Annotated in this window: 13 protein-coding genes; all 13 read left to right on the forward strand. The window is 41.3% G+C overall.

The window, feature by feature from the left end; genetic code table 11:
* Positions 1-16: 16 nt before the first annotated feature.
* Positions 17-355, forward strand: coding sequence for a phage head-tail adapter protein (locus FZC76_RS16135; RefSeq protein WP_262372660.1), 339 nt, complete (start codon positions 17-19; stop codon positions 353-355).
* Positions 352-747, forward strand: a complete 396-nt coding sequence (locus FZC76_RS16140; RefSeq protein WP_148989196.1) for a hypothetical protein — start codon at positions 352-354, stop codon at positions 745-747. The genes FZC76_RS16135 and FZC76_RS16140 overlap by 4 nt, the downstream gene beginning before the upstream one ends.
* Positions 744-1115, forward strand: a complete 372-nt coding sequence (locus FZC76_RS16145; protein ID WP_187442108.1) for a tail completion protein gp17 — start codon at positions 744-746, stop codon at positions 1113-1115. The genes FZC76_RS16140 and FZC76_RS16145 overlap by 4 nt, the downstream gene beginning before the upstream one ends.
* Before the next feature lie 14 nt (positions 1116-1129).
* Positions 1130-1774, forward strand: coding sequence for a major tail protein (locus FZC76_RS16150; protein WP_148989198.1), 645 nt, complete (start codon positions 1130-1132; stop codon positions 1772-1774).
* A gap of 67 nt (positions 1775-1841) precedes the next feature.
* Positions 1842-2192, forward strand: a complete 351-nt coding sequence (gene gpG, locus FZC76_RS16155; protein ID WP_262372661.1) for a phage tail assembly chaperone G — start codon at positions 1842-1844, stop codon at positions 2190-2192.
* The gene (gpGT, locus tag FZC76_RS16160; protein WP_148989199.1) at positions 2189-2377 is read left to right on the forward strand and encodes a phage tail assembly chaperone GT; all 189 of its coding nucleotides are present in this window, start codon (positions 2189-2191) and stop codon (positions 2375-2377) included. The genes gpG and gpGT overlap by 4 nt, the downstream gene beginning before the upstream one ends.
* Positions 2378-2410: 33 nt before the next feature.
* Positions 2411-5959: a phage tail tape measure protein gene (locus tag FZC76_RS16165; protein WP_148989200.1), complete on the forward strand. Its 3549-nt coding sequence runs from the start codon at positions 2411-2413 to the stop codon at positions 5957-5959.
* Positions 5960-5973: 14 nt separating this feature from the next.
* Positions 5974-7407, forward strand: coding sequence for a distal tail protein Dit (locus tag FZC76_RS16170; RefSeq protein ID WP_148989201.1), 1434 nt, complete (start codon positions 5974-5976; stop codon positions 7405-7407).
* Between the two features lie 49 nt (positions 7408-7456).
* Positions 7457-12001 (forward strand): phage tail spike protein, encoded by a 4545-nt coding sequence (locus FZC76_RS16175; protein WP_262372681.1) that lies wholly within the window; start codon positions 7457-7459, stop codon positions 11999-12001.
* Positions 12002-12058: 57 nt separating this feature from the next.
* Positions 12059-12490: a hypothetical protein gene (locus FZC76_RS16180; protein WP_148989203.1), complete on the forward strand. Its 432-nt coding sequence runs from the start codon at positions 12059-12061 to the stop codon at positions 12488-12490.
* Positions 12487-12705: a hypothetical protein gene (locus tag FZC76_RS16185; RefSeq protein ID WP_148989204.1), complete on the forward strand. Its 219-nt coding sequence runs from the start codon at positions 12487-12489 to the stop codon at positions 12703-12705. Before FZC76_RS16180 ends, FZC76_RS16185 begins: the two co-directional genes overlap by 4 nt.
* A gap of 51 nt (positions 12706-12756) precedes the next feature.
* A complete protein-coding gene (locus FZC76_RS16190; protein WP_148989205.1) occupies positions 12757-13167 on the forward strand; it encodes a hypothetical protein in 411 nt (136 codons plus the stop codon).
* Between the two features lies 1 nt (position 13168).
* Positions 13169-13423 (forward strand): hypothetical protein, encoded by a 255-nt coding sequence (locus FZC76_RS16195; protein WP_148989206.1) that lies wholly within the window; start codon positions 13169-13171, stop codon positions 13421-13423.
* Positions 13424-13427 lie beyond the last annotated feature (4 nt).

Genomic DNA, 13427 nt, shown 5'->3' on the forward strand with positions numbered 1-13427 from the left:
GTATAAGCCACCCCGTGTGAAAACAGGGGACCTTAGGACCCCTGTTGTTTTTTACGAATATGAAGCCAATTCAGGACCTTTACCAGGAGAAACAGAAAAACAAGTTTTATATGACGCCTGGGCGAAAGTGGACAACGTTTGGCTGAAAGACATGGAAATGGCCAAGTCAAACGGTACTCTTTCCGATATCACATTGACCATCCGAGACCCACAAGCGGAGTTTATTCCTACCAATAAACACTATATTTCTATTGATGCCCCTGAGTATATGGACAAACGATATAACGTAAAACATGTACAGCCGGACCTACAGAATCATGCATTCATCAATGTGATTGCGAGGTTGGTAGAATGAGCGTGAACATCAAAGGCATGGGTAAACTTTTGAAGGACTTAGAAATCCGTTTAGGCAAAGAGAAAATTCAACGAATTACGGACCAGGCACTTCAAGAAGGTGCAGAGGTTTTCATCAAAGAGCTCAAGCAAGAATTTGAGCAGTTTAAGGACACCGGAGGATCAATAGAAGAGATGACCTTCTTCCCTCCTTCTACTGAGAATGGTGTAAGGACAATCAGAATACGTTGGAGAGGTCCTAAAAACCGTTACCGTATTATTCATCTCAATGAATTTGGTACTATAACAAATCCGAACCCAGCTGGTAAAGGTGCTATTGCCCGCGCAATGAGAAATGCTGAGAAACCATATCGCCAAGTAATCAAACGGATACTGAAGGAGGGAATGCGTTGATTTATAAAATTCATGACGCATTTCTTGCAGATTCTTTTATACAGTCTAAAGTGAACGGAAGAATAAAGTTTTACGAGTACCCTGCTGCAGGTGATGTCAGTGGGCCCTGCATCGTCATTGATCCAATTGCCTCACCAGTTCCCGGGGATTATGCAGATAATCAGTGGCTAACAGATGATTACCTATTTCAGATTGAAGTGTGGTCGAAAAGTCTGGAAGACACGGGGTCTATTGCTAAACAAATTCGGAGTGTGATGTGGAAGGTGCTTGGCTTTTCACAAACAGGTACAGGGGTCGATGAATGGGACCCTGATACAGGTGTATATCGAGATGCAAGAAGATACCGTGGCAAAATTTATATCGATTAATAGGAGGTTTATAAATGAATAATGATACAGATTTAAAGTTTGATCTACAGTTTTTTGCAGAGAAGAATTATAAAGCTACCACTGGAGTAGACGAGTTTTATTATGCTGTCTTGGGTGGAACAGATCCAGCAATTATCTCAGGGACCGTTGAAAGAGTGAAGTTTTTACAAAACATCACGGTAGAGATGCCTCAAACGGCGGTTCGAGCTTATGGAGACAATACCACTGCTGAGATTGCCGTAGCTTCAGGCAACATCACTGTGAATGGGGCGTTTCACAAACTACCTATCGAAGACAAAAAAGTATTGTTTGGACTGGAATCTACGACTGAGGGGTTGCATTCTTTCGGTAGTGAAGATACGCCTCCTTATGTTGCGTGTGTATTTGCAAAAACCGCAGAAGACGGTAGTAAGGAATGGGTTGGCCTAACAAAAGGAATATTCTTACGTCCAGCAATCAATGGGCAAACCAAGCAAGGCGAAACACAGTTTCAAGGGGAACAAATCACAGCTGAGTTTATGGATCGTGAAGTAGAAGGATTCGATAAAGATAAATCCGTCATATTCGGGTTTGACGAGTCCGGGTTGAACACTCAACGGGATGCTTTATTTATGGCTGTATTTGGTGTACCACATCCGGATGCAACACCTGAAGTCTAATAATTGAGATGGAATCTATTAAAGCGGGCTTCGGCCTGCTTTTTTATTATGTGAAGGAGAGATTCATGTGGCTAAATTGAAACGTAATATGATTGAAATTGTGAAAGAAGTTAAAGAGGGGGAAATCGTTACAGAAAAATATCTGACCCCTGTGTTTATTCCTCTAGCAACAGTATATCAAGCAATTGACCTGTCTAACGATTTAGAGAAAAACACGGGGCTCAATGAAAAGGAACTCATTGAAAAACTACTCGACTTCGTTGCCAATGATATTTACAAGGGGCAATTCACAAAAGAAGAGCTAACAAAGGGCCTACATGCACCGGATGCGGTTCAAACTTTATATGAGCAAATCCTTTTCATCGCTCGAGGGCAACAAAGTGAAGAGACAAAAAAGTACCTGGCGAAGAAGAATTGAGTGATGCCGATTATACTCCTCAAAAACAAAAGGAATACTTGGATAAACTAATTCTTGATTTAGTTAAAGACGGCAAAGATATTAACGAAATTTTAGCGATGCCGTTTCATTTCCTAGTAGAAATTCTCCACGAGAAAAACAAGCCTCGAAAAGAAAAATCTCTTATTGCTGCTTTTGGCGGCTAGTCATTCACTCAAAATAAGAAGGGAGGTTAACCCATGACAGAACGTATTGAAGGTCTCTCTATAGGCTTATCATTAGATACCTTGAAAATGGAGAGCGGGCTCACTGACCTTCGCTCCAAAATGGCCCTGGTCAGCAGTGAAATGAAAGCAAATCTTTCTGCCTTTGACAAAGGAGACAGGTCTCTGGATAAGTACCAAACCACCTTAAATGGACTTAATAAGAAGCTTGAAGTCCAAAAGACAATTACTGAGAGTGCAATGAAGTCTTACCAGAAGATGGTCAAGGAACATGGAGAAGGATCTAAGGAAGCAGAGAAGGCTGCCAAAGAATATAACAATCAGAGAACGTACCTAAACAATTTATCCCGTTCCATTGATCGGACAACTGAAGAAATGAAGCAATTCCGTAAAGAACAGGAGCTCAGCGAATCCAGGCTTGTTTCTCTTCGAAAGTCTCTAAATCAAACAGGTGATGCACTTATTGATATTGGAGATAAGACAAAGAACGCTGGTCAGTCCTTGTCGATGCAGCTGACTGCCCCTCTGATAGGTTTTGGCGTTGCTGCCGGTAAAACTGCGCTTGATTTCGATAAGGCTTCTGGTGAGATTCAAGCTGAACTTGGTCTTTCTGAAAAAGAAGCGAAAGCACTTCACGAAACGGCAAAAGATTTGTGGGAAGATGGATTTGGAGATAGCATTGGGTCCGTTTCGAATAAGGTAGCCGGAGTTACCAAAGCGCTTGGAGACTTAAGTAGAGTCGATCTCTCCTATGTAACTAAAGGTCTAGAACTATTTGAATCACGGGGATGGGGAGACCAGCGTGAGACATTAAGAGCAATGAAGGTCCTTATGGAACAGTTCGGTATGTCTTCTCAAGAAGCGATGGACTATTTAACTAAAGGGTTCCAGGAGAACCTGAATTATAGTGATGAATTCCTCGACACTGTCTCTGAATACTCCACGTACTTTGCCGAACTCGGTTTTACAAGCGATGATATGTTTGCGAAGTTGAAAAGTGGTGCTGAAACAGGGGCGTTCCAGCTAGATAAAGTCGGAGATTCCATGAAGGAGTTTTCTGTAAGAGCAAAGGACGGCTCTAAAACTAGTACAGAAGCCTTTCAAGCACTTGGTCTAAATGCAGATAAGATGACTAAGGAATTTAATAAAGGCGGAGACACTGCTAAAAAAGCATTTGAGAAAGTTCTTAAAGCTCTCCAAGAAACTGATGATGAAACAGTTCAGAATACAGTATCAACGGACCTTTTCGGGACACAGTATGAGGACCTTGGAGAAAAGGCTTTTGATGCCATGTTAAAAGCCAGTAACGGGTTAAGTAATGTGGAAGGATCTACGAAAAAGGCGAGTGATGCTTTACGTGATAATTTCGGCACAAGAGCATCGAAAGTATGGCGTGACTTCTTAACGGACATGGAACCGGTTGGAGAAGAGCTTTTAGATATTGCAGAAGACATTCTCCCTAAAGTAGCAGACACCATTAGCGACGTAACAGATGCGTTTAATGATCTGTCACCTGCCGGAAAAGATGCAGCTCTAATGGTTGGAGGAATAGCTTTAGCAGCTGGCCCCACTTTAACCACATTAGGATTCATGGCTACTGGCTTAGGTGCAATCACGAAGGTTGTTAGTCCATTATTAGGACTTCTTGGAGCTGGTAAAGGGTTAACTGGCATCTTAGGAAAAATACCGGGTCCAATAGGGTTGGTGGTCACTAGTGCCACCGTTCTAACAGGTGGAGTTGCACTACTGAATAATGCCATTGAAAAGTCGAAAGAAGTGAACCTTGAACATGCGGATACCCTTATTGACCAGAAGAACAAACTAGATGATTTAACAACGAAATATACTGCTCTTCAGGAGAAAAACAAACTTTCTAACGATGAGCTATTGCGTTTCCGGGATATTCAGAGCGAAATGGATTTGGCGAAATCAGCTGAGGAAATTGCCAAATTAAAAGATGAGGCTGAAGAACTTCGGAAGAAATCCGGTATGAGCAATGATGAGCTAGTAGAAATGCTTAGATTGAATGACAAAATCATTGAAACTACACCGGAAATTAAACAGTCCTATTCAGACCGAGGAAATGCGATTATAGAAAGCAAAGGTGCTATTGAAGAAGTCAATAATTCCTTGAGAGAAAGCATCAAGCTTGAACTTGAAAATCAAAGGATAAAAGCAGAAGAAACGATGGATGATGATATCCAAAAGCGAATCGACGCCCAGAAAGAACTAAACAAGACAATAAAAGAGAGAAATGATGCTGAATTAGCTGCAGCGGAAACAGAAAAGCAGATTGAAGAGGCAAGAGTGCTTTTGGCCGAAAACAAACGTTTAGAAGATGAAGGGGCAGTTTGGGCTACTGAGGAACACATACGTCAGTTAGAGATTCAGCGCGACTTGGATGGGCAGGCCATTATAGATGCAGCTGATCGCGTGATCGAAAAGCAAAAAGCAGTCAAAGAGGCCGACAAAGAAATTAACAAGACTATTGAGTTATATAATCAAATGATAAACTTGCAACTAGCTCAAGTTGGCATCAATGAAGAAGGTTCCAAAGGGCTCTCACAGTTGGACGAATCTATTAAAAAGACACAAGGGAAAATCCAAGAACTTAATAACATTCGAGATGCCCAGGGCGGGTTGAACGAACAGCAGCAGGAAGAACTAAATAATTTAAGAGAGGCTTTGAATAGTTACCAAAGTGCAAAAGGCGAAATTCGTGACATGCAGGGTGAACAGGCCGAAGTCAACAAAAGAATTGATGAAGGAACCGGGAAGGCAAGAGAGTTGACGAAGGAAGCTGGAAAGGGTGTAACCAAACAAGTTGATATAGATGACAAGGGGGGTACCTCTAAACTTCAAAGAGCAGCCGAGAAGGACGCTAGGAAAAGTGTTAGTATTTCTGATCATGGAGACAACACTCGAATCCATAGGGATGCTCAAAAAAGTGCGACCAAAGGCATCAGACTCACGTTATTAAACACTCTCAGAAGTTTAATTTCCAGCACAGTTAGTGTTGGTGTAAACCTCCTTGGCATTGGAAAAAACGCGAAAGGAACTCGTAATTGGCGAGGGGGTCTCTCCTGGGTAGGGGAAGAAGGACCTGAGCTACTGCACTTACCACGAGGCTCTAAAGTGATTCCAAATGAAGACAGTATGTCTCTTCTGAAAAAATGGGATATCCCTGTTGCCGAAAAAGGATTTGCTACTGGTGGCCGTATCAATACAATGGGACTCTACCCTATTGCGGAGGATGGTTGGCCAGAATGGGTGATACCTACTGATCCAAGTCGCAGAACTGACGCTATGAAGTTACTAGCATTGGCTGGCAGAGATATAAGTGGAAATAAACGCCCGTCTCAACTTCCTAATGTGGGTGGACATGATAACTCTACTTTAAATGAAATTCTGCAAGCTACATTGCAACAGAACAAAATATTAATGGGAATCCTTCAAAAAGAGAGTTCATCATCCGGTATTGATTTTACAGAATTGGCAAACAGGATATATGAACCAATGAAAGAAATTATGGATTTTGAAGAATACAGAACAAGCAAATTTTAAAAGGGGGTGAAGCGATGCTTTACTCTTTTTCATTTAACTCTATTAAAAAATCTTATGTAATCTGTGAAACAGGCAAAAGACGGTCTGCATTTGCACCAATTAGAAGGAACTTTGTCACCCTAGCAGGATTACCTGGTGCGCATTTAGAGAGTACCGATACAGAAGTGAGAATTATTCAACAGCCAATTGTGATAAACGGCAAAGATAGATTTGATGTGCGAAATCTTGAGGAAGACCTTGCGGACTGGTTAATAACCAAAGATCCGGTCAAACTTATTTTTGACGATGAACCAAACCGTGTATATTTTGCTGTTATTGACGGTTCGTTAAATATTGAAGATATTGCAAGGTTTGGCAAGGGAGTTATCACTTTCATTTGCCCTGACCCTTATAAATACGGTTCTGAACTAACTTTTACCACACAAGCATCCACAGAAGAAGTTAATACATTAGTAATGAACAACCCTGGGACGAGAGAAACCTACCCAGTGTTCACTATGATTACTAAGAAACCTATAACACATTTGGATATTATCGGACCGGATGGATATATGAGGATAGGGCGCCCGGTATCTGTAGAAGAGACTGTAATTAATCCTCGAGAGTCTATTTTGAACGACACTATGTCTACATTAGTGGGTTGGACAGATGCACACACCATTGATGGAGGCGTTCGTACAGGTAGTTTTCAAGCGGACGGAAACGGCTTCTCTGCTAGTGACTTTGGAGAAGGAACCTCGTGGCACGGACCGTCCCTTCAAAAATCTTTATCACAGCAGCTTGATAATTTCGAAGTGGAAATAAATCTAACGTTACAATCCTTAAGAAATACAGAAGTGGGGCGTGTGGAGCTTTATCTTCTTGATGAAAATGGCCAACACATCGGAAAAGTAGCAATGAAAGATATCTTAACTGGTGATTATCTTAATCAGGTAGAGGCAAGAGTAGGACCTTTAGTTAGTGGTACCTATATTGCTACCGGAACTCCACCTAGACCTAGTGACTGGATTCCCTTTAAGGGGATTATTCGAATTACTCGTATAGAAGGTAAATGGAATGTATATATAGCCAACATCGGAAGCCGACATATAGGGCCTTTGCATGGTTCATACTTGGAGTCTGGCGATTTGAAAAAGCTTGCAGCCATACAGGTTCATATTGGAGTTAGCAAAGATAGACAGCCATCCAAAATGCAAATTCACAACGTGAAGGTATTTAAGCGTAATATCATCACAGAAGATATAGTCCCGTATATCGCTCACGAGGGCGATGAAATTATTATCGATCACAGAAATGATTCCATCATAGTTAACGGTGAGGAAATGCAGAAGCTTAAAGGTGACTTTATGGCATCCTTTTTCTCGATTCAAAGTGGGGATACGGCTTTAGTCATCTCACCAGGTGATGCAGTGGATATTGAAGGAAGAGTAAGGGGGGCTTACCATTAGTCAGATTCATATTCTGGATCACCAAACAGATGAGATTCGTTGTACGTTGGTGAACAAGGTAAATAACCCATCTTTCTTTGAAGACACACATGTGTTAAGTATTAAGAACTTGGAAACCTATGATTTTACCATGTTAGCAACGATACCAGCTGCAACACATGCATCCAAAAGAAATCGAGTAATCATTCCGGATGATGATGGAAACTTACGTGAATTTATTATCCTAGAAACGGCTCAAAGGGACAAAAAGAAAAAAATCAAGACTATTGCCTCCTATATTGAGCTAAAGAAAGGCAAACGCATATCTCCATCGATCCTCGATTCCCAAACAGTCAATATGGCTGTAGATTGGACGCTGGGTGGTACTGGTTGGCAACGTGGTATCACAGAATATGCAGGCATCCGTAAGGTAACAATAGACGGATACAAGGATCCATACCAGGTGCTTAAACAACTTGCTAGTTTGTTTGAATTAGAGCTTCGTTTTCGAATCGAAGTAGATGGCAACCGCATTATAGGTAGATACGTTGACTTGATTAAGCGCAGGGGTGAAGACACCAAGAAAGAGACAAGGCTCGGCAAAGACCTCATTGGTGTGGAACGGATTGAAAACTCTGATATTGTTACTGCTCTTAGGGTGCTTGGGCCGGAACAAGAAGATGGGACTAGGTTAGTCGTAGAAGTGAAAAGCGAGGAAGCGAAACAACGTTGGGCAAGGGATGGGGAACATCTTTGGGAGGATTATGAACCAGTTTTTAATGAAGACAACGTAACTTCCGAACGTCTCACGGAACTTGGTGAAGTGCAGTTGGCAAAGAGGATAAACACCACTGTCCAATTTACAGCTGACGTAGTTTCAATGGAAGAGATATTCGGCTACACACATGAAAAGGTTCGTTTAGGTGATACCAACCGGATTAAAGACACTTCTTATGAACCACCTTTATATCTGGAAGCGAGAGTCATAGAAATCCACCGATCTATTTCAGGCAAGACAAAACGAAAATACGTACTGGGGGATTTTATTGAATACGCAGAAGAAGATTTGATGAAGACCTTCCTCCAACTGCAACAACTATACGGCGCCAAAATTATCCGAAGCAACACGCCTCCACCTAATCCGAAAGCTGGCATGGTGTGGGTAGATACAAGTGGCGAACGTGATGTCATCTACACTTGGAATGCTGCAATCAAGGACTGGGACAAGGCTACTCCTACCTTTGCAGATGAGGTTGGGGCTTACGATAAGGAAACGTCTGACCAGAAGGAACAAGCTTTACATGATGAATTAACCCATTACACCGACATTGTAGCCGAAGAAAAAAAACAGCAAGCGATTGGTGAGAGTAAAGGCTATACCAATGCCGAACTGGAAGCTAAACGGTTAGCGCTAGAAGCAAGTATGGATATCATTCGAAACGATCTTTTGCTAGTAGAGCAGCAAGCCACTAACGATATTCTCGCACTACAAACAAGAGCAGATGAAGTATTAGCCCTTGCAGAGGCGAATCAAGCAGGCTTGGAATTGGCAAATGGAAGGATCGTCACTGTAGAGCAGGATATCAATACGGTTGATGGTAGGGTGACCACCACCATTAACCAGCTGACAAGCTTGGACGGGGTAGTGAGTCAACATGAGACAATCATACAGCAACACACGGACGAGATAGCACTCAAGGCTAATCAAACAACCGTAGAAACCTTAACCGGGCGAGTGACCGATACTGAGGCTAGTATTACCGTGTTAAATGACCAAGTGTCATTAAAAGCTAACTCTGCAGACGTTTATACTAAGGCTCAAGTGAACACAGAACTTGGTAAAAAAGTCGACACTACTATCTATAATAACAAGATGTCACAACTAGATGTAAGCATTTCAGGCATCTCCAGTCGAGTTTCAAGCACAGAAACGTCCATAGAAGATCTAAGTGGAGAAATAATTTCAACTAAAAGTGATGTGGCCAGCTTAGACATTAAAGCTGATAGCATCATTTCAGATGTTAGCAGTTTAACTCAAACTGTCACCAATCAGGGCAATCAGATTACAAGTGCAAACAGTAATATCTCTCAACTGTCTGATCAGATTACGCAAAGGGTGACGAAGACGGAGTTTGATGCGCTTAGTATTGGTGGGCGGAATCTAATAGTTGACAAAAATCTTAGTTCTATAGGGACTATTGATAAATCAACATACATCATAAACGGTTATATAAAAATATCTGCAGTTGGAACTTCTGACGGTGCGAGGGTTTCTATACCGAACATTAAACCAAATAGTAAATATGTTCTCTCGTATTCTTACAGAAAAATAAGTGGTTCGCTAGTTGCTTTTGGTGGTCATACTGATGGGAGTTTCTCAAACAACTTTGTAATTGTAAACGGAATTAAACGTGGTATGAGCTACAGTCAAGGGTCATCTGTATTTACGTCGGATGATACTGAAATTCATAAGGTAGAGGTGCATATACAAACAGGTGCCAGTGTGACCCCTACTCACTTGATTTATATTCAACCAAACAGGGGTGTAGAGACTTCTGCAGTAGTGGATATATTTGATTTAGTTTTTGTTGAAGGAAACCGCGCCACAGACTGGACACCAGCCCCCGAGGACGTCCAAGGTCAAATTGACGGACATGCAGGAAGAATCACAACTGCAGAGACTAGCATTCTACAACAAGCTAACCAGATTGCTCTTAAAGCTTCTCAGACATCTCTAGATACATTGTCAGGGAGAGTGACTACTGCAGAAGCCAATATCAATCTCTTGTCGGATGAGATTGATTTGCGAGTCGAAAAAGATGGAGTAATTTCATCTATCAATCAATCGGCTGAAACCATTAGAATTTCGGCGAGTAAGATACACATTGATGGGAGTGTTACGTTTGCAAATGGGTATGACCCTACGACCAAAGTTAAACAAACATCAATAAGTTGGGAAACAGGTGATGTAAATGATTGGGTGATACTACTATGTGGGATTGGTTCTGGCTCTAGCAACTATGTCTTAGGAAGACTATACGGAAAGCGTGTGAGTGGACATGCTAATGCGGCTGTTATTGATGTTGTCGTTAACCATACAAGTACAAGCTTACCTTCTGCCTCTTTTCGTAGTGTAGGAGTACAAAGTGCTGACAAATATGAGCTAATTACATGTGATTACAATGGATCTAGTTATGTTGGATTAAGGTATATAGGCGGGAGTATGTATCAAATCTGGAACAACGGTGCTTATTTTGATGGAGAGTACAACAGTACAGCTGGCTCGCACGCAATGGTCGCTTTAAGCACGTCATCCTTAAGTAATGTATCCACTTTAAGTAATCATTATATGCCAAGTGAACAAAGTAGTGGGAATATTAATTGGCCGGGCGGTAGTTCAAATGGTGCAAACTTTGCTAAGGAGAGAGTAGACCTTTGGCAAATGTCAGGTAAAACCACCATAAACGGCGGTCAAATCGAAACAGATACCATCACCGCCATCCAAATAAAAGCAAACGAAATTGAAGCGTATCACATCAAATCCCTAAACGGCCTAAACATTAACAATCAGTTTGTAGTAGCTTCAAACGGTCTTGTTACAATGCGTGGCCATTTAGACGGAGCAACCGGTACTTTTTCAGGAGCTGTAGTTGGAGGAAGTTTTGAGAGAACTTCTACATCAGCTGGAAACCGAACTATCATTAATGAGAACGGTATTTTCGTACAATATATTAACAGTTCTGCTACTACCGTGGAGCAAGTAAGCTTGCAAGGTAACAGCGTAGCCTGGCTGAATAACACAGGTTCAAGCGTACTTGCAACCATGCGCTATAGCTTGAATTCCTTGCGAATTAATTCGAGCATTGTAGCAATAGATGGTAGTTTGACCACTGATCAAATCAATACTTCTGATTATCTTTGGGTCAGAAGAAATAGTGTTAACTCAGCAGCATACTTTACCAACCAGAACTCTGGTAGAATCGCAGAATTTAGGTCTGGTGCTGGAGACGGATCAACAAAGGCATACTTTGAAAACGATGGCACTTTAGTAACTAATCGTATTCGTGGGTTGTCTTCTGCAAACACGGTTCATATCGGAACTACAGGTGTGGTCACTTTTGAGTCCAAGGAGGCCGAGCAACATGCTGTTCTTAGAATGGGTACAGTACTTCTAAAAGGACTTAATGGATCATCAGAAAGATTCCAAATCCGTAATGCTGCAGATACGGTTTATAGTCTATTACAATTAGGAACATTGCAGTATCAAGAACTTAGTCAATTTTCCAGAAGAGAATACAAGAAGAACATATCGGATGTTTATATCAATCCTATTTCACTTTTGAATGAGTTGAACTTCAAGGAGTTCCATTATAAGGAGCAATCAGACAGTGTAAGGAGGCATTTAGGATTAATTCTGGATGAAACAGACTTATACTTTCATGATGCTACTGGGGATGGGATAGATACACTCCGGCTCTTACACGTTAACACCATGGCTATCCAAGATTTAGACAAGCGTGATAATGAGCAACATGAAGAGATTGAAGCATTAAAGAAGCAAGTGGCAATGCAACAGCAACGTATAGTCACGCTTGAAAACCAAATAGCATCTTAAGCAGACAAGGAGCAATCTTTGTCTGTTTTTTATTCTTAAAAATTGGAGGAACTTATTATGCAAATCAAAATCAAACATGAATTTATCGGTGAGATTATCAACTTTTTAGTCGCTTTAAATGTGAAAGGAAAACAGAATAGGCACCGCATCCGTTTTGTCAACGCTTTGCAGGATAGATATAAGCAAATCGCAGAGGAAGAAATGGAACTCATTAAAGAGTATGCAGGTGTGGATGACGAAGGACTACCTAAACGGAAAGATAACGATGCATTTGATGTCCACGATGTTAAAGGGTTCAAGAAACAGCAAGAGGATCTATTTGCAGAGGAATTTGTTCTTGAAGGTGGTGATAACCATGGCATGCTTAAAACCATGAAATCCATAGTTTTTAACTATGACGAAGAAGTAAGTGGAAGGACTGCCTTTGTATTTAATCATCTTTACGAGGCATTTGATAATGCAAAAGAAGAAAAGGAGAGTGCAGAGTGATGAAGATCCAAATCAAATCAACAAACGTCCAGTATAACGATCAGGGGGAAGTAAACACTGTCCAAGTACACTTTTCCGGTCATAATGATTCCCGTACCATCCACATTAATGGTTATATTCCATTGACAGCTGAAGAGTACACAGGTAACGAAGGACTTGCTGCGCTGACAGGCATGGTAAGGCAAAACTTAGCTGACCAATTAGCCGTAGTGTAACAAACAGAGAAAAATAGGGACAGAAATGTCCCTATTAGGTTAGGGGGCGTCATGTTGTTGTCATTGGAGGCGGAGCAAGATATGAGAGAGCAAGATGTAAAAGAGCTGAAGGATGGCATTAAAGAAATACAGAAAACCCTTCACGGAGTGGATAAAATAGTCTTCAGTCATACGGAAAAATTCGAGAACCTGAAGAACATAAAGGAGCAAACAGAACGCACATCTGAGAGTGCAAAATCTGCCCACAAACGCCTCGACAAAGTGGAGGTTGACATAAAGAAGCAGTTCGATGAATTTAAAGAACTGGTTGAAAACTCCAATAAAATGCATGAGCAAAACTATAAAGGAATGAAGACTTTCGCCTGGAAAGTCTTTTTTCTTTTCGCCACACCGTTTGCTGCAGGGTTAGGTGTATTTTGTTGGATGGTTTTTCGAAATGGATTAGGAATGGGAGGACAATAATATGTACACAAAACCACAAACTTGGAAAGACTGGGGTATTTTATTAAGCGCTTGGGGTTCTGCGGTTGCAATCTTCTTAACTGCAGTATTTGGATGGGACCTAGAGAAGTATGTTGGTCCATTTGTAGCAGCTGTCATGATGTCCGCATTTTTAGCGTGGAATCTGTGGGGGATTTGGAAAAATACCTATGTCAGCAAACAGGCTCAACAACTGAAAGAGAATGCATTAAAAGCGCAAGGATTAATGAAGAAGTAAAGCT

The sequence above is a fragment of the Sutcliffiella horikoshii genome (genome assembly GCF_008180725.1).
Lineage (GTDB): Bacteria > Bacillota > Bacilli > Bacillales > Bacillaceae_I > Sutcliffiella_A > Sutcliffiella_A horikoshii_B.